Origin of the sequence: Pseudomonas sp. R1-6 (assembly GCF_051132115.1) — a bacterium.
GTDB lineage: Bacteria > Pseudomonadota > Gammaproteobacteria > Pseudomonadales > Pseudomonadaceae > Aquipseudomonas.
Genome location: NZ_CP071662.1, coordinates 2,361,769 through 2,384,433, shown reverse-complemented (window position 1 = coordinate 2,384,433; position 22,665 = coordinate 2,361,769). Strand labels below are relative to the sequence as shown.

General features: G+C 61.1%; 19 protein-coding genes. 15 read left to right on the top strand and 4 right to left on the bottom strand.

Translation table 11 applies throughout. The features are described from left to right. Window positions 1-47 precede the first annotated feature (47 nt). On the bottom strand, window positions 48-806 hold the full coding sequence (locus tag J3P81_RS11015; protein WP_420766562.1) for a class I SAM-dependent methyltransferase: 759 nt from the start codon (window positions 804-806) through the stop codon (window positions 48-50). A gap of 65 nt (window positions 807-871) precedes the next feature. Between J3P81_RS11015 and gloB the strand changes: the two genes are divergently transcribed. From gloB to J3P81_RS10970, 9 genes are all read left to right on the top strand, one after another. Further along, a complete protein-coding gene (gloB, locus tag J3P81_RS11010; RefSeq protein WP_434564099.1) occupies window positions 872-1,639 on the top strand; it encodes a hydroxyacylglutathione hydrolase in 768 nt (255 codons plus the stop codon). Between the two features lie 99 nt (window positions 1,640-1,738). Further along, window positions 1,739-3,187, top strand: a complete 1,449-nt coding sequence (locus tag J3P81_RS11005) for a transglycosylase SLT domain-containing protein (RefSeq protein ID WP_420766564.1) — start codon at window positions 1,739-1,741, stop codon at window positions 3,185-3,187. 194 nt (window positions 3,188-3,381) lie between these two features. Continuing rightward, entirely contained in the window at window positions 3,382-5,211 is a 1,830-nt protein-coding gene (locus tag J3P81_RS11000) for an extracellular solute-binding protein (protein ID WP_434564098.1), read from the top strand. Further along, the gene (locus J3P81_RS10995; RefSeq protein WP_434563731.1) at window positions 5,208-7,061 is read left to right on the top strand and encodes an extracellular solute-binding protein; all 1,854 of its coding nucleotides are present in this window, start codon (window positions 5,208-5,210) and stop codon (window positions 7,059-7,061) included. The genes J3P81_RS11000 and J3P81_RS10995 overlap by 4 nt, the downstream gene beginning before the upstream one ends. 4 nt (window positions 7,062-7,065) lie before the next feature. Beyond that, the gene (locus J3P81_RS10990) at window positions 7,066-8,142 is read left to right on the top strand and encodes a microcin C ABC transporter permease YejB (protein WP_420766566.1); all 1,077 of its coding nucleotides are present in this window, start codon (window positions 7,066-7,068) and stop codon (window positions 8,140-8,142) included. Window position 8,143: 1 nt separating this feature from the next. Beyond that, window positions 8,144-9,163 carry an ABC transporter permease gene (locus J3P81_RS10985; protein WP_434563729.1) on the top strand — a complete coding sequence of 340 codons (1,020 nt, stop codon included), beginning with the start codon at window positions 8,144-8,146 and terminating at the stop codon, window positions 9,161-9,163. Window position 9,164: 1 nt separating this feature from the next. Then, window positions 9,165-10,775 (top strand): ABC transporter ATP-binding protein, encoded by a 1,611-nt coding sequence (locus J3P81_RS10980; protein WP_420766568.1) that lies wholly within the window; start codon window positions 9,165-9,167, stop codon window positions 10,773-10,775. 19 nt (window positions 10,776-10,794) lie between these two features. Continuing rightward, window positions 10,795-11,589: an enoyl-ACP reductase FabI gene (gene fabI / locus J3P81_RS10975; protein ID WP_003202751.1), complete on the top strand. Its 795-nt coding sequence runs from the start codon at window positions 10,795-10,797 to the stop codon at window positions 11,587-11,589. A 181-nt stretch (window positions 11,590-11,770) separates the two neighbouring features. Further along, complete coding sequence (locus J3P81_RS10970) at window positions 11,771-12,595, top strand: AraC family transcriptional regulator (RefSeq protein WP_434563727.1); 825 nt, start codon at window positions 11,771-11,773, stop codon at window positions 12,593-12,595. 137 nt (window positions 12,596-12,732) lie between these two features. Here J3P81_RS10970 and J3P81_RS10965 read toward each other — a convergent pair whose 3' ends face one another. Beyond that, window positions 12,733-13,320 (bottom strand): LysE family translocator, encoded by a 588-nt coding sequence (locus tag J3P81_RS10965; protein ID WP_420766570.1) that lies wholly within the window; start codon window positions 13,318-13,320, stop codon window positions 12,733-12,735. Window positions 13,321-13,494: 174 nt separating this feature from the next. Between J3P81_RS10965 and J3P81_RS10960 the strand changes: the two genes are divergently transcribed. From J3P81_RS10960 to J3P81_RS10945, 4 genes are all read left to right on the top strand, one after another. Beyond that, window positions 13,495-14,949 carry a TrkH family potassium uptake protein gene (locus tag J3P81_RS10960; RefSeq protein ID WP_434563725.1) on the top strand — a complete coding sequence of 485 codons (1,455 nt, stop codon included), beginning with the start codon at window positions 13,495-13,497 and terminating at the stop codon, window positions 14,947-14,949. Window positions 14,950-15,013: 64 nt separating this feature from the next. Then, window positions 15,014-16,096: a bifunctional transcriptional activator/DNA repair enzyme AdaA gene (locus tag J3P81_RS10955; protein ID WP_434563723.1), complete on the top strand. Its 1,083-nt coding sequence runs from the start codon at window positions 15,014-15,016 to the stop codon at window positions 16,094-16,096. Between the two features lie 22 nt (window positions 16,097-16,118). Continuing rightward, window positions 16,119-16,745: a DNA-3-methyladenine glycosylase family protein gene (locus J3P81_RS10950; RefSeq protein ID WP_434563721.1), complete on the top strand. Its 627-nt coding sequence runs from the start codon at window positions 16,119-16,121 to the stop codon at window positions 16,743-16,745. A gap of 113 nt (window positions 16,746-16,858) precedes the next feature. Continuing rightward, window positions 16,859-17,347 carry a GFA family protein gene (locus J3P81_RS10945; protein ID WP_434563719.1) on the top strand — a complete coding sequence of 163 codons (489 nt, stop codon included), beginning with the start codon at window positions 16,859-16,861 and terminating at the stop codon, window positions 17,345-17,347. On the opposite strand, the gene J3P81_RS10940 is transcribed toward J3P81_RS10945, so the two are convergent. Then, window positions 17,344-17,946: a tRNA-(ms[2]io[6]A)-hydroxylase gene (locus J3P81_RS10940; protein ID WP_420766575.1), complete on the bottom strand. Its 603-nt coding sequence runs from the start codon at window positions 17,944-17,946 to the stop codon at window positions 17,344-17,346. The two genes, J3P81_RS10945 and J3P81_RS10940, sit on opposite strands and share 4 nt — an antisense overlap. A 158-nt stretch (window positions 17,947-18,104) precedes the next feature. On the opposite strand from J3P81_RS10940, the gene J3P81_RS10935 reads away from it, so the two are divergent. Further along, complete coding sequence (locus tag J3P81_RS10935; RefSeq protein ID WP_420766576.1) at window positions 18,105-18,968, top strand: universal stress protein; 864 nt, start codon at window positions 18,105-18,107, stop codon at window positions 18,966-18,968. Window positions 18,969-19,051: 83 nt separating this feature from the next. Here the strand turns inward: J3P81_RS10935 and J3P81_RS10930 are convergent, their stop codons facing one another. Beyond that, on the bottom strand, window positions 19,052-19,522 hold the full coding sequence (locus J3P81_RS10930; protein ID WP_420766577.1) for a DUF1289 domain-containing protein: 471 nt from the start codon (window positions 19,520-19,522) through the stop codon (window positions 19,052-19,054). A 407-nt stretch (window positions 19,523-19,929) separates the two neighbouring features. Between J3P81_RS10930 and acnB the strand changes: the two genes are divergently transcribed. Beyond that, complete coding sequence (gene acnB / locus J3P81_RS10925; RefSeq protein ID WP_249877324.1) at window positions 19,930-22,539, top strand: bifunctional aconitate hydratase 2/2-methylisocitrate dehydratase; 2,610 nt, start codon at window positions 19,930-19,932, stop codon at window positions 22,537-22,539. Window positions 22,540-22,665 lie beyond the last annotated feature (126 nt).

Here is a 22,665-nt window from a genome sequence, read left to right as displayed (position 1 = left end):
CGATCAGCGCCCGGAGCCGGATACGGCCAGAACCATCGATAAAGGGATTACGGCTCGATGTGGCGACGGTTGACCTTGGCCATCGGCAAGGGAATCAGCTTGCCCATCGGCTCGCGTCGCGCCTGACGCACCGGGCGCAGCCCGACCGCGATCTTGCGCGCCACCAATAAATAGAAGCCGCCACCGGACAATTGCCAGTCACCCGCCTTGCGCTCCCAGCCAGCCAATCGGGCCTGCCACTTGGGCGACGCAAGCGGCGGACGATAGCACCCGAAGCGGCGTTTCTCCAGCGCGAAACCCAGCAGGTTGAGCCAGTCGCCGACCCGCGAGGCCGAAATGCAACGGGCCTGGCGCAGCGCATCGCTGGCGAATACATGGCGCAATCCCCAACTGCTCCAGGGGTTGATGCCGATGATCAACAGATGCCCACCGGGCCGCACGCTGCTGGCGGCTTCGCGCAACAGCCCATGGGGCGACAGGCAGAAATCCAGGCCGTGCTGCATCACCACCACATCGGCGGCATGCTCGCTCAAGGGCCAGGCCTGCTCCTCGCAAACGATCTCGACGCCCGGCAACGGCGCCCCCAAGCGCACGTTGCGCTGGACCTGAGGCGCCGACGGTGGCGTTTGCGCCGAAGGACCGTAATGCACCAGATAGCCGCCAAAGAACCGGCCCAACTCGTCTTCGAGCATGCGCCGTTCTTCTTCCAGCAGAAATTGCCCGACAGGGCCGGACAGCCACTCACGGGCAGAGCTGATCAATGCCAGCCAGTCAGGATCGGCCTGAGCGAACGCTTCATCGGTCATTGCATTCTCCAACGCGTCAGGAAGTTCTAAGATGCGCCTTTGTTTTGAGCTTGGCGAATTCGACGATGATACAGATCACTGCCCTGCCCGCATTTAACGATAACTACATTTGGTTGTTACAAGATCACTCGACGCAGACTTGCGCCGTGGTCGATCCAGGCGACGCCGCGCCAGTGCAGGGGTGGCTCGAGGCTCATCCCGACTGGGTCTTGAGCGACATCCTGGTCACCCACCATCACCACGATCATGTCGGCGGTGTCGCCGCGCTGAAAAGCGCGACCGGCGCCACCGTCTACGGCCCGGCCAGCGAAAACATCCCGGCGCGAGACATCGCCCTTAACGACCACGCGAAAGTCAATGTGCTGGGCCTGGACTTCGATGTTTATGCGGTTCCCGGGCACACATTGGGACATATCGCCTACTACCACAGTGGCCTGCTGTTCTGTGGCGACACGCTGTTCGCCGCCGGTTGCGGACGGCTTTTCGAGGGCACGCCCGAACAGATGCACCACTCCCTGGGCCGCCTCGCCGCGCTCCCTGAAGATACGCTTGTCTACTGCACCCATGAATACACCTTGAGCAATCTGAAATTCGCCGCCGCGGTCGAGCCGTCCAACCCAGACGTTGCCGCCCGCCTGGAGAAAGTCACCCAGCAGCGCAACCAGGGCATCATCACCCTGCCCTCGACCCTGGCTTTGGAAAAACTCACCAATCCGTTTTTGCGCACCGCTGAAACATCCGTTAAACAAAAAGCAGACGAACGGAACGGTCAACCCAACCAGACGGCGAGTGAGGTTTTTGCGGCCTTGAGGGCCTGGAAAGATAAGTTCTAAGGCAGCTACCGATTGATACAAAAATTCTGAATGGTTGACCTGCTGGGGTGCGCTTCCTAGAATCGGCCGACATTTTTGCCCGGAACTTACTTCCAGCCAATGTCGTCATCTATTCGCAGGTCCGTCCAGTCAGACACACTGACCCGCTTGGCCCAGGCCATCGCGGTGGCAGTGTCCGCCACGCTGGCGGGCTGTCAGAGCACCGGCCAGGTGCCACAGAGCGATGCTGCGCATAAGCCGAATGTCGCCGCGCGGGCCAAGCAAAAACCTGTGTGGCTCACGGAAAAGCCTACCCCCCAGGTGCCCCAGGATGTGTGGGAACGCATGCGCCAGGGCTTCCAGCTCCAGGAAACCGCCGGCGTCAACCCGCGCATCGAGCAGCAGCGTTTGTGGTTCGCCAGCAACCCTTCATTCCTGGAAAATGCCGGCGAGCGCGGCAGCTTATATATCCACTACATCGTCGAGCGTCTTGAAGAACGCAACATGCCGCTGGAGCTGGCGCTGTTGCCGGTGATCGAAAGCGCCTACAACCCCATGGCCTATTCCCGGGCCAATGCAGTGGGACTGTGGCAATTCATCCCTTCCACCGGGCGTTATTTCAACCTGCGCCAGACCCGCTTCTACGACGGCCGTCGTGACATTACCGCGTCCACCACCGCCGCGATGGACTACCTGACGCGCCTGCACGACATGTTCAACGGTGACTGGTTGCTGGCACTGGCGGCCTATAACGCTGGTGAAGGCACGGTCAGCCGCGCCATCGAGCGCAACGAGAAGCTTGGCCTGCCCACCGACTACTGGAACCTGCCGCTGCCCAGCGAAACACAGGCCTACGTGCCCAAGCTGCTCGCGCTGTCCCAGGTCGTGTTGGCTCCGGACGCCTATGGCGTGAACCTCAACCCGATCGCCAACGAGCCGTACTTCCAGGTCGTCGAGATCAACCAGCGCATGGACCTGTCGAAGGTCGCGGCGGTGGCGAACATCGACGAGGACGAGCTGTTCCAGCTCAACCCGGCCTTCAAGCAGCGCACCACCATCGACGGCCCGCAGCACCTGCTGGTGCCGACCTCCAAGGCGCAACTGCTGACCGCCAGCCTGTCGACCATGCGCCCGGAAGAACTGATCAGCCCTCGCTCGCTCAAGCCAGTCTTCGAGACCGCCGATGACAGCGAAGTGGAAGGCGCAAGGCGCACCTACCGCGTCAAGCGCGGCGACAACCTGGCCCAGATCGCCAAGGCCAACAAGGTCCAGACCAAGGACTTGCAGCGCTGGAACAAGCTCAGCGGCAACAAGCTCAAGGTCGGTCAAACGTTGGTGATGCAGGACGTCAAGGCCACCAAGGCCCGCGGCAAGCGCATCAACACCGTCGTGGCCGCCAAGGGCAAGGAACAAAAGAAGCAGACCCAATACAAGGTCAAGCAGGGTGACTCGCTGTACGTCGTCGCCAAGCGCTTCAATGTCGAAATGCAGCACCTCAAGCGCTGGAACCCGCGCATGGGCAAGGCGCTCAAGCCTGGGCAGATGTTGACGGTCTATTCCCCGCACTAAGCTTATCGATGGCTGAAGGGCTGTGCCCGAGCAGCATTCGTGGCGAGGAAGCTTGCTCCCTCGCCACGAATGCATGCTCGCCCCGGCTTCGCCTAATCTGAGAGGCTTTGGCCCACCGCCTTTTTCCCGCCCATACAAGCTGTTACTGTACAGGCCATAAATGCCCAAGCCGCCTGGATCGGATCCCAGACTTGATACGCCCCCTCCTCCTGCTCCTGATCAGCCTGGCATCGAGCCCTGCCGCCGACGCTACCATCAGCGAAAGCCATGGCTATGCGCAGTTCGGCACGCTGAAATACCCGGCCCGGTTCACCCACTTCGACTGGGTCAACCCGCAAGCGCCCAAGGGCGGCACCTTGCGGATCATGGCGTTTGGCACCTTCGATACCCTCAATCCCTATACATTCAAGGGCAGCAGCCCGGTTTCGACGCCGAACTTCCTGCAATACGGCATCAATGAGCTGAACGAACCGCTCATGGTAGGCACTGGCCAATATGCGCCCTCAGGGGATGAGCCAACGTCGAGTTACGGCTTGATCGCCCAGTCGGTGGAGTACAGCGAGGACCGCAGCTGGGTGGTGTTCAACCTGCGGCCCGAAGCGCGCTTTCATGATGGCGTGCCGATCACTGCCTATGACGTAGCGTTTTCCTACCGAACGCTGCTCAAAGATGGCCATCCGCAATACCGGACCAATTTGCAGGAAGTGCTGCGGGTGGATGTCCTCAATCCGCTGAGAATCCGCTTCGTGTTCAAGCGCTCGGGCAATCCGCTGCTGATCCTGCGCCTGGGTGAGCTGCCGGTGTTGCCGCAGCATTATTGGAAAGACCGCGATTTCAAGGCGACCACCTTCGAGCCGCCGTTGGGCAGCGGGCCTTATCGCATCACCAAAGTGCAGCCAGGTCGCCAATTGGTGTTCGAGCGAGTCAAGGACTACTGGGGCAAGGATCTGCCGGTCAATCGTGGCAAGTACAACGTCGATCGAATGGAAGTGGATTTCTACCGAGACAGCGGCGTCGCCTTCGAAGCCTTCAAGGCCGGTGAGTTTGACATCTACATCGAGCACCAGGCCAAGAACTGGGCCAACGGGTACAACTTTCCGGCGGTGAACCGTGGCGATGTGATCAAGGCGCAGATTCCCCACCAGATTCCGACCCAGACCCAGGGCCTGTTCATGAACACCCGGCGCGCCACCTTCGGCGAGGTCAAGGTCCGAGAAGCCCTGGGGTTGATGTTCGATTTCGAATGGACCAACCGCACCCTGTTCAGCGGCGCGTACAAACGAACCCTCAGCTATTACCCCAACAGCGAATTCTCCGCCACTGGCCTGCCCGTCGGCCACGAGTGGCTGTTGCTCAAACCTTACCGTGAACAACTGCCCCCTCGATTACTGACCGAGCCCTTCAGCCTGCCCCAAACCGACGGGCGCGGCATTCCCCGGGAAACCCTGCGCAGGGCCCTTGGCCTGCTGAAGGAAGCCGGCTGGACCCTCAACGGCCAGCACCTGCTCAACGCCGCCGGCCAACCCCTGCGCTTCGAGATCCTGCTGGTCAACCCGAACCTGGAGCGCATCCTGCAGCCCTACGTCGAAAACCTGGCCAGCATTGGCATCCAGGGCCGAGTGCGCACAGTGGATCGTGCCCAGTACAAGCAGCGATTGGACCAGTTCGACTTCGACATGATTTTGCTGACCCTGGGCCAGACCCTCAGCCCGGGCCTTGAACAATGGCAGTATTTCCACTCCAGCCAGGTCGGGATCAAGGGCAGCAAGAACTACGCAGGGATCGCCAATCCGGTGGTTGACCATCTGCTGGAAAAACTGCTCTCCGCCCAGACCCGCGACGAACAAGTCGCCGCCGGCAAGGCCCTGGACCGGGTCCTGCTGTGGCAGCATTACTGCATTCCCAACTGGTATATCAATTACCATCGCCTGGCGTATCGCAACCGGTTCGCCTTTGTCACCACACCGCCCTACACCCTGGGCCTGAGCGCGTGGTGGCTGAAATCTTCGGAGAAAGATCAATGAAGCCTCTACGCGCCCTGCTTCTGCAGGCCGGCAGTTTGTTATTCGCCGGGCTGGCCTGCGCCGCGCCGCAGCACGCCGTGACCTTGTACAACGAGCCACCAAAGTACCCGGCCAATTTCAAGCATTTCGACTACGTGAACCCCGATGCCCCCAAGGGCGGAATATTCCGTCAGGGTGGCTTTGGCAGCTTCGACAGCCTCAACCCATTCATCAGCAAAGGCGTACCTGCCGATGATATCGGCCTGATCTACGACACCTTGGCCAAGCAAGGCCTGGATGAGCCCTTCACCGAATACGGTCTGGTCGCGGAAAAAATCGAGAAAGCGCCGGACAACGGCTGGGTGCGCTTTTACCTGCGCCCCGAAGCGCGCTTCAACGACGGCCACCCCATGCGCGCCGAAGATGTCGTGTTCAGCTTCGAGACCCTGACCAAGGATGGCGCGCCGATGTTCCGCGGCTATTACAACGATGTGGCCGAGGTCATCGCCGAAGACCCACTCAAGGTTCTGTTCAAGTTCAAGCACACCCATAACCGTGAACTGCCGCTGATCCTCGGCCAACTGCCGGTATTGCCCAAGCATTGGTGGGCCAGCCGCGATTTCAGCAAGGGCAACCTGGAAATTCCCCTGGGCAGCGGGCCCTACAAGGTCACCGAAGTAAAGGCCGGACGTTCGATCCGCTATGAGCGGGTGAAGGATTATTGGGGCAAGGACCTGCCGGTGAACCGCGGTTTCTATAACTTCGACTTATTGACCACCGACTATTACCGCGACAACACCGTGGCGGTGGAAGCCCTCAAGGCCGGACAGTTCGATTACTGGCTGGAAATGACCGCGAAGAACTGGGCCAACGCCTACAACATCCCCGCCGTGACCGAAGGCCGCCTGATCAAGGAACAGATTCCCAACGGCAACCCTACGGGCATGCAAGGCTTCATCTTCAACCTGCGCCGCCCGGTGTTCCAGGATGTACGGGTGCGCCAGGCCCTGAGCCTGCTGTTGGACTTCGAATGGACCAACAAGCAGTTGTTCAACGGCGCCTACGCCCGCACCCGCAGCTATTTTGAGAACTCGGAAATGGCCGCCACCGGGTTGCCAGGCGAAGACGAGCTGAAGATTCTCGAACCCTTGCGCGGCAAGATTCCCGAGCAAGTCTTCACCGAAGCCTTCCAACCTTCGGTCTGCGACGGCAGCGGCATGATCCGCGACCAGCAACGCAAGGCCTATCAGCTGTTGCAGGAAGCCGGCTGGCGCATCGTCGATGACAAGATGGTCGATGCCCAAGGTAAGCCGGTGGTGCTGGAGTTCCTGCTGGCCCAGACCGAATTCGAACGGATCCTGCTGCCGTTCAAACGCAACCTGAGTGACCTGGGCATTGAACTTGTGATCCGCCGCGTCGACGTGTCGCAATACATCACCCGCGTGCGCTCGCGGGACTTCGATATGGTGGTGGGCAGCTTTCCGCAATCCAGCTCGCCAGGAAACGAGCAGCGCGAATTCTGGATGTCGGCCGCTGCGGACAAACCCGGCAGCCGCAACACCATGGGCCTCAAGGACCCTGCCGTGGACCAACTGGTGGAACAGTTGATCAACGCTGACTCGCGCAAGAGCCTGGTGGCCCATGCCCGGGCGTTGGACCGGGTCCTGCAATGGGGCTATTACGTAATTCCCAACTGGCACATCAAGACCTGGCGCGTGGCCTACTGGAACCACATCGGCCACCCGAAAGTCACGCCGACCTATGACATCGGCACCACTACATGGTGGGTCAAGCCGGAGGTCAAGCCAGCCGATGAGGTAGAAAAGCAGGTCATCGAGCAGCAAATCGCCGCTCCCGAGAGTGTGGAGTAACCCGATGCTGGCTTATATTTTTCGGCGGCTGTTGCTCATCATCCCGACGCTGTTCGGCATCCTGCTGATCAACTTCGTCATCATCCAGGCCGCGCCCGGCGGCCCGGTGGAGCAAATGATCGCCAAGCTCGAAGGGTTCGAAGGCGCCACCAGCCGCATCGCTGGCGGCGGTGCCGAGGTATCGGTGGCAGGTTCGTCCTCCTACCGCGGCGCCCAGGGCCTGGACCCGGCGCTGGTCAAGGAAATCGAGCGCATGTACGGCTTCGACAAGTCCGCCCCGGAGCGCCTGTGGATCATGATCAAGAACTACGCCCGCCTGGACTTCGGTGACAGTTTCTTCCGCGACGCCAAGGTCATTGACCTGATCAAGGAAAAGATGCCCGTGTCCATCTCCCTCGGGCTATGGAGCACACTGATCATGTACCTGGTGTCCATCCCCCTGGGGATCGCCAAGGCGACGCGGCACGGCAGTCATTTCGATGTGTGGACCAGTTCGGCGATCATCGTCGGCTATGCGATCCCGTCGTTCCTGTTTGCCATCTTGTTGATCGTGGTGTTTGCCGGCGGCAGCTATTTCGACTGGTTCCCGCTGCGTGGGCTGACATCCAACAACTTTGATGAACTGACCCTGGGCGGCAAGATCCTCGACTATTTCTGGCACCTGGCCTTGCCAGTGACCGCGCTGGTGATCGGCAACTTCGCCACCATGACGCTGCTGACGAAGAACAGCTTCCTCGATGAAATCAACAAGCAGTATGTGGTCACCGCCAAGGCCAAGGGCCTGACCCGCAACCGCGTGCTGTATGGCCATGTGTTTCGCAACGCAATGTTGTTGGTGATCGCCGGCTTTCCTTCGGCCTTCATTGGCATTTTCTTCACCGGCTCGCTGCTGGTGGAAGTGATCTTTTCCCTCGACGGCCTGGGCCTGATGAGTTTCGAAGCCGCGATCAACCGCGACTACCCCGTGGTATTCGGCACACTGTTCATCTTCACCTTGCTGGGGCTGGTGGTGAAATTGATTGGCGACCTGACCTACACCTTCGTCGATCCGCGCATCGATTTCGAAAGCCGGGAGCATTGAGATGAACCTGTCCCCTCTCAATCGCCGCCGTTTCGAACTGTTCAAAGCCAACAAGCGCGGCTGGTGGTCGCTGTGGCTGTTCCTGGTGCTGTTCGTGCTGAGCCTGGGCGCCGAGCTGATCGCCAACGACAAACCGCTGGTGGTGCATTACGACGGCGGCTGGTATTTCCCGGCCCTAAAGCGCTACCCCGAGACCACCTTTGGCGGCGAATTCCCGCTGGAGGCCAACTACAAGAGCCCGTACATCCGTGAGCTGCTGGCCGCCAAGGACGCCTGGGTGGTGTGGGCACCGATTCCGTTCAGCTACCAGAGCATCAACTACGACCTGAAAGTCCCGGCACCGGCGCCGCCCTCCTCGGTGAACTGGCTCGGTACCGATGACCAGGGGCGCGATGTGCTGGCGCGGGTGATCTACGGTTTTCGTATCTCGGTGCTGTTTGCCCTGACGCTGACGGTGCTCAGCTCGATCATCGGGGTGATCGCCGGTGCCCTGCAGGGTTTCTACGGTGGCTGGGTGGACCTGGCCGGCCAGCGCTTCCTGGAGATCTGGTCCGGGTTACCGGTGCTGTACCTGCTGATCATCCTCGCCAGTTTCGTCCAGCCCAACTTCTGGTGGCTACTGGGCATCATGCTGCTGTTTTCCTGGATGAGCCTGGTGGACGTCGTGCGCGCCGAGTTCCTGCGCGGCCGCAACCTGGAATACGTGCGCGCCGCTCGCGCATTGGGCATGCAGAACGGCGCGATCATGTTCCGCCACATCCTGCCCAACGCCATGGTCTCGACCATGACGTTCATGCCGTTCATCCTCACCGGCGCCATCGGCACCCTCACCGCCCTGGATTTCCTCGGCTTCGGCCTGCCGGCGGGCGCGCCTTCCCTGGGCGAGCTGGTAGCCCAGGGCAAGTCCAACCTCCAGGCGCCGTGGCTGGGCATCAGCGCGTTCGCCGTACTGGCGATCATGCTGAGCCTGCTGGTGTTCATCGGCGAGTCCGCTCGCGATGCCTTCGATCCGAGGAAGTGAAATGAACCAGGACAATCTGATCGAAGTACGCGACCTGGCGGTGGAGTTCGTCGTCGGCGAACGCCGCCAGCGGGTGGTCGAAGGCGTCAGCTTCGACATCAAGCGAGGCGAAACCCTGGCCCTGGTGGGCGAAAGCGGTTCGGGCAAGTCGGTGACGGCCCACTCCATCCTGCGCTTGCTGCCCTATCCGCTGGCCCATCATCCCACCGGAACCATCCAGTACGCGGGCCAGGACCTGCTGGGCCTGAAGGAAAAAACCATCCGCCATATTCGCGGCAACCGGATCGCGATGATTTTCCAAGAGCCGATGACGTCGCTGAATCCCTTGCACTGCATCGAAAAACAGCTCAACGAAGTGCTCGGCATCCACAAGGGCCTGACTGGCAAGGTCGCTACCCGCCGCTCCCTTGAACTGTTGGAGCTGGTCGGCATTCCTGATCCGCACAAGCGCCTCAAGGCCCTGCCCCATGAACTGTCCGGTGGCCAGCGGCAACGGGTGATGATCGCCATGGCCTTGGCCAATGAGCCGGAACTGCTGATCGCCGACGAACCGACCACCGCGCTGGACGTCACCGTGCAGCTGAAAATCCTCGAACTGCTCAAGGATTTGCAGGCACGCCTGGGCATGTCGCTGCTGCTTATCAGCCACGATTTGAACCTGGTGCGAAGAATTGCGCACCGCGTATGTGTCATGCAGCGCGGTTGCATCGTCGAACAGGCATCGTGCGCAGAGTTGTTCCGCGCGCCGCAACATCCGTACACTCGGGAATTACTGGCCGCCGAGCCCAGCGGCAACCCGGCAAACAACGTCGTCGGCCCGCCGCTGTTGCAGGTCGAGGACCTGAAAGTCTGGTTCCCGATCAAGAAAGGCGTGTTCAAGCGTACGGTGGATTACATCAAGGCGGTGGACGGAATCCGCTTCAGCCTGCCCCAGGGCCAGACCTTGGGCATCGTCGGCGAAAGTGGTTCCGGAAAGTCGACCCTGGGGCTGGCGATCTTGCGGTTGATCGGCAGCCAGGGCGCGATCCGCTTCGAGGGCCAGCAGCTTGACTGCCTGTCACAGCAGCAGGTCCGGCCGCTGCGCCGGGAGATGCAAGTGGTGTTTCAGGACCCGTTCGGCAGCCTGAGCCCACGGATGTGTGTGAGCCAGATCGTCGGCGAAGGGTTGCGGATCCACAAGATCGGCACCCCGGCAGAACAGGAACAAGCGATAATCGCGGCATTGAAGGAGGTAGGCCTGGACCCGGAAACCCGGAACCGCTACCCCCATGAATTTTCCGGAGGGCAACGGCAGCGCATCGCCATTGCCCGGGCCCTGGTGCTCAAGCCGGCGTTGATTCTGCTGGATGAGCCGACGTCGGCCCTGGACCGTACCGTGCAACGCCAGGTGGTGGAGCTGTTGCGGTCGCTGCAAACCAAGTACAACCTGACGTACCTGTTTATCAGCCATGACCTGGCTGTCGTCAAAGCGCTGAGCCACCAATTGATGGTGGTCAAGCATGGCCAAGTGGTCGAACAAGGTGATGCCCGCAGCATATTCGCCGCGCCGCAACACCCCTATACACAGCAGTTGCTGGAGGCCGCCTTCCTGGCCCCAACAACTGCCGAATAACCTGAAAGAGGAGCAACACATGGGTTTTCTCGCCGGTAAGCGCGTACTGATCGTCGGTGTCGCCAGCAAGCTGTCCATCGCATCCGGCATCGCTGCCGCCATGCATCGCGAGGGCGCTGAGCTTGCCTTCACTTATCAGAACGACAAACTCAAGGGTCGTGTCGAAGAGTTCGCGCAAGGCTGGGGTTCGAGCCCGGAGCTGTGCTTCCCATGCGACGTGGCCAGCGATGAAGAAATCGCCAAGGTCTTCGAAGAACTGAGCAAGAAGTGGGATGGCCTGGACTGCATCGTGCACTCCGTGGGCTTCGCCCCGGGCGACCAGTTGGACGGCGACTTCACCGAAGCCACCACCCGCGAAGGCTTCCGCATCGCCCACGACATCAGCGCCTACAGCTTCGTGGCCCTGGCCAAAGCCGGCCGTGAAATGATGAAAGGCCGCAACGGCAGCCTGCTGACCCTGTCGTACCTGGGCGCCGAGCGCACCATGCCGAACTACAACGTCATGGGGATGGCCAAGGCCTCCCTGGAAGCGGGCGTTCGCTACCTGGCCGGCTCCCTGGGCCCGGACGGCACCCGCGTGAACTGCGTATCGGCCGGCCCGATCCGCACCCTCGCCGCTTCCGGCATCAAGAATTTCCGCAAGATGCTGGCCGCCAACGAAGCGCAAACCCCGCTGCGTCGCAACGTCACCATCGAAGAAGTCGGCAACGCCGGCGCCTTCCTGTGCTCTGACCTGGCGTCGGGCATCAGCGGTGAAATCATGTACGTGGACGGCGGCTTCAACACCACCGCCATGGGCAACATCGAAGAATAATCTTCGCATTGCAACAAAAACGCCGCTTGGCCTGGAAAGGTCAAGCGGCGTTTTTTTGCTCTGCACGTTATCTGTGGAAGCGAACTTGCAACCCCGTCCAGACCCGCACCGATCTCGAACGGGCATTTTTGGGCGCAGGCGAATACACTCAGGCACAGCCAACAAAACAGGACATCGACCGATGAAGCCCGCCAACCATGACGCTGCCCCACGTTTCTGGCACGACGCGGCGCTGCCTTTCATCGAAGCCCGGGCCATCGCCGATGGGCGCAAGGTCTGTTATTCGCGTCACTCCCACGACCATTTCTCGATCGGTGCGATCACTGCCGGGCGCAGCACGTATCTGCATGAGCAGTCGAGCTTCCAAGTCGAGGGCGGCACGGTGGTGCTGATGAATCCTGGCGACGTCCACGCCTGCAATCCCATCGACAATCAACCCTGGTCCTACGTGATGCTGTATGTCGATACCCAATGGCTAAGGGACCTGCAACGGCGGATCGGCTTTGATCCGTCCATGGAGTTCCAGGCGTTCGACACCACCCACAGCCGCGATGCCGCGCTTTTCTCCGGCCTGTGTGCGCTCTACGAAATACTGGTGGATGAACAGGTCGATACCCGCGCCAAAAAAGATGCCGTCGAGGCGTTTTTCACCGACCTCCAGCATCGGCTCAATCCGGCCGGGCGCCCGGACCGGGGCAGTCACCCTGCTTTGATGCGGGCCGCGCAGTTCATCCATGACCATTGCACCGAAGCCCTCAAGCTCGAGGATATCTGCGCGTTTGCACAGCTCTCGCCGTCCTACTTGAGCCGGGCCTTCAAGCGTCACTACGGTATGACGCCCCACGCTTTCCTGATCAATCGCCGGATCCAATTCGCCCGTCGCCAATTGCGCGAGGGCAAGTTGATTGCCGATGTCGCGCTGCAAAGCGGTTTTGCCGACCAGGCGCATTTCCAACGGGCATTCAAGCAACACCTGGCCGCCACGCCCGGGCAATACCGAGGCTGACACTGCCCCGTCCCGTGGCGAGGGAGCTTGCTCCCGCTGGGCTACGGAGTAGCCCTCGATTCCAGGCGACCGCTGCGCAGTCGAGCGGGAGCGAGCTCCCTCGCCCCGACAGCGTTCCAACCCCAAGGACGGGTTGCTCACGGCAACAACAGATACACCGCGCTCGCCACCAGCAACGCCGCCATGGCCCGATTGAACAGGCGCATGGTCACCGGATTCCCCAGCCAGGTACGCAGGAAGCTGCCGGCGTATGCCCAGCAGCCCACGGACAGGTAGCAGATCACCAAATAGATCGCCGCGAACTGCCACACCAGCGATGCCTCGCCATCGGCGACGAAAGCGCCCATCCCCGCCACGCAGGCCAGCCAGGCCTTGGGGTTGAGCCACTGCATCAGTGCGCCGTAGATCATCGACGGCGCGCGCCCTTCGTCCCGCTCACCCAGCTCGCCGTTGTCCATCGCCAGCTTCCAGGCCATGAACAACAGGAACGCCACCCCCGCCAGTTGCACCACGCGGGTGAGCCCCGGCCAGCGCTGCAAGACTTCGTGCAACCCCAACCCCATCAAGACCAGCAGCAGGACAAACCCCAGGGTGGCGCCGGCGACGTGGCGCAAGGTGGCGCGTAAACCGTACCGAGCGCCGGAACTGAGGGCCACGATATTGACCGGGCCCGGCGTAATGGACGCGACCAGCGCAAAGGTCGCCATGGATAATATCAAGCTCATCACATATCTTCTTCGTTTGAGGAAAGAGGCCCCAAGTTAAACGGGTTGCCCGCACGGGTATTGAAGAAAACTGCCTTCGTCATCAAGCACGCCCGCTTCTTTTTTTACGCAAACTTTACGCGCTGACCGACTCGCCAAATCGATACTGTGCAGCTTTTGAATCAGGCGTTATCCATGTCCATAGCGGTTCTGCGTCTCATCGGTTTCATCCTTGGGATTTTCCTGATCACCCTCGCGGTCAGCATGGCGATTCCGCTGTTCACGCTGATGTTCTACGAGCGCAACGATGACTTGTCGGCGTTTCTCTGGTCGAGCCTGATCACTTTTGTCTGCGGTGTGGCACTGGTCGCCCGTGGAAGACCGGAACAGGCCCAGATGCGGCCCCGGGAAATGTACCTGCTGACCACCGCCAGTTGGGTATTCGTCTGTGCGTTCGCCGCCCTGCCAATGGTGCTCATTCAGCACATCAGCTACACCGATGCGTTTTTCGAGACCATGTCCGGCATCACCACCACCGGCTCGACCATCCTGACCGGTTTGGACACGGCATCGCCCGGCCTGTTGATATGGCGCTCGATGCTGCACTGGCTTGGTGGAATCGGCTTTATCGGCATGGCCGTGGCGGTCCTGCCGTTATTGCGGGTCGGTGGCATGCGGCTGTTCCAGACCGAATCTTCGGATTGGTCGGAGAAAGTCACGCCGCGCTCGCATGTCGCGGCCAACTACATCCTGTGGATCTACGTAGGCTTGACCGCGCTCTCGACGTTGGCGCTGTGGCTTGCCGGCATGACGCCTTTCGAGGCGATCAACCATGCGATGTCGCTGATTTCCACCGGAGGATTCTCCACCTCCGATGCGTCCCTCGCCCATTGGCCGCAACCGGCGGTCCATTGGGTGTCGGTGGTGGTCATGATGGCGGGGGCGCTGCCCTTCACGCTGTATGTGGCGACATTGCGAGGCCACCGGCGCGCCTTGCTCAAGGACCAGCAAGTCAGGGGGTTCATAGGCTTTCTGGTGGTCACCTGGCTCGGGGTCGGCACCTGGCTGAGCCTGAACAGCGACCATGCATGGTGGGACGCGGTCCGTATCGTCGCGGTCAACGTCACCTCCGTGGTCACAACCACTGGCGTGGCCCTGGGGGACTACACGTTGTGGGGCAGCTTCGCCCTGCTGCTGTTCTTTTACCTGACGTTCGTCGGCGGCTGTTCGGGGTCCACGGCCGGGGGCCTGAAGATCTTTCGGTTTCAGGTCGCCAAGGTCCTGTTGATGGGCAGCTTGAAGCAACTGATCCACCCCCGGGCGGTGATCCAGAAGAAGTACAACAACCACCCCATCGACGAGGAAATCGTTCGCTCGCTGCTGACGTTTTCGTTCTTCTTCGCGATCACCATCGGCGCCATCGCCCTGGGCCTCGCGCTGATCGGCCTGGATTGGACGACCGCCTTGACCGGCGCCGCCACCGCCGTGTGCAACGTCGGCCCGGGCCTGGGCAATATCATCGGCCCGGCCGGCAACTTCTCGACCCTGCCGGACGCGGCGAAATGGCTGCTGACCCTCGGCATGCTGCTGGGACGCCTGGAGATCCTGACGGTGCTGGTGTTGTTCACGCCAGTGTTCTGGAAATATTGATATCGGCAAATTCACTGTCGATTTTTCGGTGGAGGGCTTTGGGCCACGGTTCTATGCTCCTCCCATGAACCTACAAGACTCGCTGCTCCCGCCCCACGCCGAAATGGTCCGCGCCATGCTCGAACGAGACACCGCCTACGAGGGGGTATTTTTCACCGCGGTCAAGACCACCGGCATTTTCTGTCGTCCCAGCTGCACGGCACGCAAGCCGAAGCCAGAGAACGTGGAGTTCTTCGCCCACGCCGACGAGGCCATGTCGGCCGGCTATCGAGCCTGCCTGCGCTGCAAGCCATTGGATGCCGCGGCCATCGCACCGGCCTGGATCCAGGCGCTGCTCAAAGCCGTGGATGCCGGGCCCGACGTGCGCTGGACCGATGCGCTGCTGCACGAACAGGGCATCGAACCGCTGAAGCTGCGCCGCTGGTTCAAACAGCATTTCGGCATGACTTTTCACGCCTACCTGCGGACCCGGCGCCTGGGCATCGCCTTGGGCGGAATCAAGGAAGGCGCCTCGATCGACAACGCCGCTTTCGATTCCGGCTATGAATCCCTGAGCGGTTTTCGTGATGCGTTCGTGAAGTCTTTTCATATCACCCCCGGCCGCGCCGGCCTCAGCGAACCGTTGCTGTTCACCCGACTGACAACCCCTCTGGGGCCGATGCTGGCCATGGCCGAACGTCGCGGACTGGTGCTGCTGGAATTTCTCGACCGCCCGGCCTTGACCAAAGAATTGGAAGAACTGCAGCAACGCTACGGCTACACGGTCGCCCCGGGGCATAACGCTCATCTGCAACAGATCGAAGCCGAACTGGCGGATTATTTCGCCGGCAAACAAACGACTTTCCACGTGCCGCTGCACATGCCTGGCAGCGCCTTTGCAGTCCGGGTCTGGGCCGAACTGCAAAAGATCCCCTATGGCGAAACCCGCAGCTACGGCGCCGTCGCCTGCGCCCTGGGCAGCCCTGGCGCGAGCCGCGCCGTGGGCTTGGCCAACGGGCAGAATCGCCTGGCGATCGTCATTCCCTGCCATCGGGTGATCGGCGCGGACGGCGCGCTGACCGGTTACGGTGGCGGCCAGCCGCGCAAGGCGTTTCTGTTGCGGCTGGAAAAAGCCGCGGTGCAGGTTTCGTTGCCCTTGGCGTTTTGATCAGCCCCGAACAGAGATCCGGATGAGCACGCCTTACGACGAAGCGAGTACTTTCCTGGCCAATCTTGACGAAGACTGGCGGCGTCACATCGCGTCCGTCGGCCCGTGCCTGCTGCAACCCAAGCCGGCCCGCGATCCCTATGAGGCACTGGTGCGGGCGATTGCCTACCAACAACTGCACGCCAAGGCCGGGGACGCCATTCTCGGGCGGCTTGTCGCGCTGTTTGCCCCCGCCGCGTTTCCCGCCCCCGAACAACTGTTGGCAACAGACAGCACGCTACTGCGCAGTTGCGGATTCTCCGCGAGCAAGCTCGCGACCCTCCAGGGCATCGCCCAGGCGACACTGGATGGGATCGTGCCGGATTACGCCACGGCCCGGGCCATGGACGATGAAGCACTGATCGAGCGCCTGGTCAGCCTGCGCGGCGTCGGGCGCTGGACCGTGGAGATGCTGTTGATCTACAGCCTGGAACGAGTGGATGTCTTGCCGGCGGATGACTTTGGGGTTCGCGAAGGATATCGACGGCTAAAAGGTCTGGAGACTCAGCCGAATCGCCGGCAGATCATCGCTATCGGCCAGGCCTGGAGTCCTTATCGGACGGTGGCGGCTTGGTATTTGTGGCGGGTGCCCAAAATCAAGTCCGCATGATCGTTCATCGCCGGCAAGCTCTTCCACTGACGTCGGCGCATCAACTCAAAAGTTGAGAACATCACCCCATCGAGGTTGTCCAGATTATTCAGTCCCTAACCGGAGGTTCCCCCATGCACCTCGAAGGATCCTGCCACTGCGGCGCCGTTTCGTTCAGCCTGGACAGCACCCATCCCTACCCTTACCAGCGCTGCTATTGTTCGATCTGTCGCAAGACCCAGGGCGGCGGCGGTTTTGCGGTCAACCTGGGGGGCGATGCGAAGAGTCTCAAGGTGCAAGGCCGCAAGCACATCACGGTCTACCATGCGCGACTCAAGGATGAAGGCGATAAACGCGCCCATCGCAGCAGCGCCGAACGGCATTTCTGTTCGCTTTGTGGTTCGGGGTTGTGGTTGTTCAGCCCCGAGTGGCCGGAGCTGATCCATCCGTTTGCCTCAGTCATCGACACGCCGTTGCCGGTACCGCCGGAGCACACCCACCTGATGCTGGGTTCCAAGGCGCCGTGGGTGGAAGTCGAGGCGCATCCGGGCGACCAGCAGTTCGAGGTATATCCCGAGGAATCGATTGCCCAGTGGCATGAACGGTTGGGTTTGACCCGTTAGGCCGGCACGCCGCTGTGGAACCGGAACTCCCCATCCGGCGACTCGATCAGCTCGCGCTCGGCCTCGCGAACCTTGTCGATCACCTGGGCGATGTCCTTGGCGTCTCCATACTGATAAGCCAGCTTCAGATAACCCTGGAAGTGCCGGGCCTCACTTTTCAGCAAGCCGAAATAGAATTTGCCGAGTTCCTCGTCCAGATGCGGCACCAGCGCCTCGAATCGCTCGCAGCTGCGGGCTTCGATGAAGGCGCCGACCACCAGGGTGTCCACCAGTTTCACCGGCTCGTGGCTGCGCACCACTTTGCGCAAGCCCGAGGCATAGCGCCCGGCAGAGAGCTGGCGAAGACCTACCTTGCGTTTTTTCATCAGGCGCATGACCTGCTCATGATGCACCAGCTCTTCCCGGGCCAGGCGCGACATCATGTTGATCAAATCTACATGGGAATGGTACTTGGCGATCAGGCTCAGGGCGGTGCTGGCGGCCTTGAACTCGCAGTTCTTGTGGTCGATCAGCAGCGTTTCCTGATCGGCCAGCGCAGCCTGGACCCAGGCATCGGGGGTGCGGCAGCCGAGGAACTCGTGAATTTCGGGAAGGATCATGGGGCTCACGGAAAAGGTAGTCGAGCAAAGGGCGCCGATTATACCGGCCTGCCTCCAGACCACCAGTCACACCGATTGATATGCATCAAGTCGACGCGCCATCCATAGCAACTATAGTTGAGCAACGCCATGCCTCTTTATTGCTGGAGACGCCGATCATGCAAGCCATTCGCAGCATCCTGGTGGTCATCGAACCCGAACATTCGGAAAGCCTTGCGCTCAAGCGCGCCAAATTGATCGCCGGGGTAACCCAGGCTCATCTGCATCTGCTGGCATGCGACAAACACCACGATCATGCCGGCCTGCTCAGCGTGCTGAAAAGCGCATTGCTGGCCGACGGCTATAGCGTCACCACCGAACAGGCCTGGAACGAAAGCCTCTACGAAACCATCATCGACGTGCAGCAGGCCGAAGGCTGTGGCCTGGTCATCAAGCAACACTTCCCGGACAGCCCATTGAAAAAAGCCCTGCTGACCCCGGCGGACTGGAAGTTGCTGCGCCATTGCCCGACTCCGGTGCTGCTGGTCAAGACGTGCGGTTCCTGGAAAGACCGGGTCATCCTGGCGGCAGTCGATGTCGGCAATGCCGATGGCGAGCATCGTCACCTGCACTCGACCATCATCGATCACGGCTATGACATTGCCCTCCTGGCCAAGGCGCACCTGCATGTAATCAGCGCCCACCCGTCACCGATGCTCTCGTCGGCCGACCCGACCTTCCAGCTCAAGGAAACCATCGAAGCGCGTTATCGCGAACAATGCCGGGCGTTCCAGGCCGAGTTCGACATCGATGACCAGCATCTGCACATCCAGGAAGGCCCGGCGGACGTATTGATTCCCTACATGGCCCACAAGCTTCAGGCCGCGGTCACCGTGATTGGCACCGTGGCGCGCTCCGGCTTGTCAGGCGTGTTGATCGGCAATACCGCCGAAGCCGTGCTCGATGCGCTGGAAAGCGATGTGCTGGTGCTCAAGCCACAGGAAGTCGAAGACCACCTGGTGGAGTTGGCGTACAAGGGTTGAGGCTTTGTGGATTCAGCCGAGTTTCCGTGGCGAGGGAGCTTGCTCCCTCGCCACAAAAGCTATCTGGTCCGAATGACAGGCTGTCAGCCGTCCATCGCATCCTTGAGGAACCCCGGCGCGATATAACGTTGGTAATGCGCTTCGGACAGGAGGAAGAATTCCCGATCAATGGCATCTCGCAGGTCCGGCAGGTCCCAATCGCGAAACTCCGGCAACAGGACCATGCCGTACGCTTCCAGGTTATTGATCACCCGCGCGCCCCGGGCGATCAGTTGATAGGCCCAGCAATATTCCGATTGGTGCGGCACGAAGCGGATCTTGCGCGCCTCCAGTTGCTGACGCAGCAACGCCGGGTCGAAAACCTCCAGCTTCGCCACCATTACCTGCACCAGCAGTTGCTCGAGCCGCATCCACACCGCGCGTTTTTCTTCCTCGTTGTAGCCGTTCCAGTGGATCACTTCATGGTGGAACCGCTTGCAGCCACGGCAGACCAGGTCACCGTAGACAGTGGAACAGAGGCCGACGCAGGGGGTCTTGATGAGCTGGTTGGGCATAAGGCAACGCACACGCAAAAACAGGACAGACGGGCATGTTAGCCCTTTGTCTAAGATTGATCACCCCTCAAACCTGGAAGCCCAACTTACCTTTAATTTTTTTTTCCCGTAGAATCAGCCAGCCTTTTAAGGCGCCAATGTCCGTTAGAAGCTGTTTTCAAAGCGTCACGAGCACAGTCGTTCCTTCAGAGCGGTGTTGGCGAAGGGTCTTTCCAGCGGGGAAAGCCCAACGCCAACCCTCATCAGCTCCCCGTTCTGCAGGCGTAAAACTTTGAAAGCAGCTTCTGTGAGGAACTCCGTCAACTCTGGCGTGGAGGCCCAAAAAGCCCCTGTCGCGCATGAGTGCCGTGAGTTTCTGGATGAGCGTCCCGGACACCCATTTGGGACCACTGATGAGGGTAATAACTGTGCTTGAAGCCTACCGCAAACATATCGAAGAGCGTGCAGCCCTGGGTATCGTTCCCCAGCCGCTTAACGCCGAACAAACCGCAGGCCTGATCGAGCTGCTGAAGAATCCTCCGGCTGGCGAAGAAGCCTTCCTCGTTGACCTGATCACCAATCGTGTTCCGCCAGGCGTCGACGAAGCCGCCTACGTCAAGGCCGGCTTCCTGTCCGCCCTGGCCAAGGGCCAGGCCCAATCCCCTCTGTTGGACAAGAAGCGCGCTGTAGAACTGCTCGGCACCATGCAGGGTGGCTATAACATCGTGACCCTGGTCGAGCTGCTGGACGACGCCGAGCTGGCGCCAGTCGCCGCCGAAGAACTCAAGCACACCCTGCTGATGTTCGACGCCTTCCACGACGTGGCTGAAAAAGCCAAGAACGGCAACGTTCACGCCAAGGCCGTGCTGCAATCCTGGGCTGACGGCGAGTGGTTCAAGAAGCGCCCGGTGCTGGCCGACAAGATCAGCCTGCGCGTGTTCAAGGTCACCGGCGAAACCAACACCGACGACCTGTCCCCTGCCCCGGACGCCTGGTCGCGTCCTGACATCCCGCTGCACGCCCTCGCCATGCTGAAAATGGCCCGTGACGGCATCGTTCCGGACGAGCAAGGCAAGACCGGCCCGATGAAGCAGATCGAAGAAATGCGCGGCCAGGGCTTCCCGATCGCCTACGTCGGCGACGTGGTGGGTACCGGCTCCTCGCGTAAATCGGCCACCAACTCGGTGCTGTGGTTCTTTGGCGACGACATCCCCTACGTGCCGAACAAGCGCGCAGGCGGTTTCTGCTTCGGCAGCAAGATCGCACCGATCTTCTACAACACCATGGAAGACGCCGGCGCACTGCCGATCGAGTTCGACGTGTCGAACATGAACATGGGTGACGTGATCGACCTGTACCCGCACGCCGGCAAAGTCTGCAAGCACGGCACCGACGAAGTCATCACCACCTTCGAAATGAAGACCCCGGTGCTGTTGGACGAAGTCCGCGCTGGTGGCCGCATTCCGCTGATCATCGGCCGGGGCCTGACCGAGAAGGCTCGCGCCGAACTGGGCCTGCCACCGTTCGACCTGTTCAAGAAGCCTGAAGCGCCTGCTGAAAGCACCAAGGGTTTCACCCTGGCGCAGAAGATGGTCGGCAAGGCTTGCGGACTGGCAGAAGGCCAAGGCGTTCGTCCTGGCACCTACTGCGAACCGAAAATGACCACCGTGGGTTCCCAGGACACCACAGGTCCCATGACCCGTGACGAACTGAAAGACCTGGCGTGCCTGGGCTTCTCGGCTGACCTGGTGATGCAGTCCTTCTGCCACACCGCGGCCTATCCAAAGCCGATCGACGTCACCACCCACCACACCCTGCCTGACTTCATCATGACCCGCGGCGGCGTTTCCCTGCGTCCGGGCGACGGCATCATCCACTCGTGGCTCAACCGCATGCTGCTGCCAGACACCGTGGGCACCGGTGGCGACTCGCACACCCGTTTCCCGATGGGCATCTCGTTCCCGGCCGGTTCCGGCCTGGTCGCGTTCGCCGCTGCCACCGGCGTCATGCCGCTGGACATGCCGGAATCGATCCTGGTGCGCTTCAAAGGCAAGATGAAACCTGGCATCACCCTGCGTGACCTGGTTCATGCCATTCCTTACTTCGCTATCCAGAACGGTCTGCTGACCGTCGAGAAGAAAGGCAAGAAAAACGCCTTCTCCGGCCGCATCCTGGAAATCGAAGGCCTGGAAGGCTTGACCCTGGAGCAGGCGTTCGAGTTGTCCGACGCCTCGGCCGAACGTTCGGCTGCCGGTTGCACCATCAAGCTGTCGAAAGAGTCGATCACCGAGTACCTGCAGTCCAACATTACCCTGCTGCGCTGGATGATCGGCGAAGGCTACGGCGATGCGCGTACCCTGGAACGTCGCGCCCAAGCGATGGAAGCCTGGATCGCCAACCCGCAACTGATGGAAGCCGATGCCGACGCCGAATACGCCGAAGTCATCGAAATCGATCTGGCCGACATCAGCGAGCCTGTGCTCTGCGCGCCGAACGACCCGGACGACGCCCGTCTGTTGTCCAGCGTTGCTGGCGAGAAGATCGACGAAGTGTTCATCGGTTCGTGCATGACCAACATCGGTCACTTCCGCGCTGCCGGTAAACTGCTGGATCAGGTCAAGGGTCAGCTGCCAACCCGTCTGTGGCTGTCGCCACCGACCAAGATGGACGCTCACCAACTGACCGAAGAAGGCTACTACGGCATCTACGGCAAGGCCGGTGCTCGGATGGAAATGCCAGGCTGCTCGCTGTGCATGGGTAACCAGGCACGCGTCGAGCCGAACTCCACCGTGGTGTCGACTTCGACCCGTAACTTCCCGAACCGTCTGGGTGACGGCGCGAATGTCTATCTGGCCTCGGCCGAACTGGCATCCGTAGCGTCCATCCTGGGTCGCCTGCCGACCGTCGAGGAGTACATGGAATACGCCGGCAAGATCGACAGCATGGCAGCGGACGTGTACCGCTACCTGAGCTTCGACCAGATCGCCGAGTTCCGTGAAGCGGCTGCAAACGCCAACATCCCGGTCGTCCAAGCGTAACGCTTAAGACGCCCGCCTAAAAACGCCGCCCCTCTCACGAGGGGCGGCGTTTTTTTATGCTTGGGATTTGATGAAAGCTGACTCGCCGCTTTCGCGGGAACGCCGCCCGGAGCAAGCTTGCTCCCA

Bases quoted from the DNA above. Each gene is read 5' to 3' on its own strand.
- fabI (WP_003202751.1), top strand. From the start codon at position 10,795: ATGGGTTTTCTCGCCGGTAAGCGCGTACTGATCGTCGGTGTCGCCAGC.
- J3P81_RS10950 (WP_434563721.1), top strand. From the start codon at position 16,119: ATGAGCACGCCTTACGACGAAGCGAGTACTTTCCTGGCCAATCTTGAC.
- J3P81_RS10935 (WP_420766576.1), top strand. From the start codon at position 18,105: ATGCAAGCCATTCGCAGCATCCTGGTGGTCATCGAACCCGAACATTCG.
- J3P81_RS10930 (WP_420766577.1), bottom strand. From the start codon at position 19,522: ATGCCCAACCAGCTCATCAAGACCCCCTGCGTCGGCCTCTGTTCCACT.
- J3P81_RS11015 (WP_420766562.1), bottom strand. From the start codon at position 806: ATGACCGATGAAGCGTTCGCTCAGGCCGATCCTGACTGGCTGGCATTG.
- J3P81_RS10940 (WP_420766575.1), bottom strand. From the start codon at position 17,946: ATGATCCTTCCCGAAATTCACGAGTTCCTCGGCTGCCGCACCCCCGAT.
- gloB (WP_434564099.1), top strand. From the start codon at position 872: ATGATACAGATCACTGCCCTGCCCGCATTTAACGATAACTACATTTGG.
- J3P81_RS11005 (WP_420766564.1), top strand. From the start codon at position 1,739: ATGTCGTCATCTATTCGCAGGTCCGTCCAGTCAGACACACTGACCCGC.
- J3P81_RS10980 (WP_420766568.1), top strand. From the start codon at position 9,165: ATGAACCAGGACAATCTGATCGAAGTACGCGACCTGGCGGTGGAGTTC.
- J3P81_RS10990 (WP_420766566.1), top strand. From the start codon at position 7,066: ATGCTGGCTTATATTTTTCGGCGGCTGTTGCTCATCATCCCGACGCTG.
- J3P81_RS10960 (WP_434563725.1), top strand. From the start codon at position 13,495: ATGTCCATAGCGGTTCTGCGTCTCATCGGTTTCATCCTTGGGATTTTC.
- J3P81_RS10965 (WP_420766570.1), bottom strand. From the start codon at position 13,320: ATGAGCTTGATATTATCCATGGCGACCTTTGCGCTGGTCGCGTCCATT.
- J3P81_RS10955 (WP_434563723.1), top strand. From the start codon at position 15,014: ATGAACCTACAAGACTCGCTGCTCCCGCCCCACGCCGAAATGGTCCGC.
- J3P81_RS10945 (WP_434563719.1), top strand. From the start codon at position 16,859: ATGCACCTCGAAGGATCCTGCCACTGCGGCGCCGTTTCGTTCAGCCTG.
- J3P81_RS10985 (WP_434563729.1), top strand. From the start codon at position 8,144: ATGAACCTGTCCCCTCTCAATCGCCGCCGTTTCGAACTGTTCAAAGCC.
- J3P81_RS10995 (WP_434563731.1), top strand. From the start codon at position 5,208: ATGAAGCCTCTACGCGCCCTGCTTCTGCAGGCCGGCAGTTTGTTATTC.
- J3P81_RS10970 (WP_434563727.1), top strand. From the start codon at position 11,771: ATGAAGCCCGCCAACCATGACGCTGCCCCACGTTTCTGGCACGACGCG.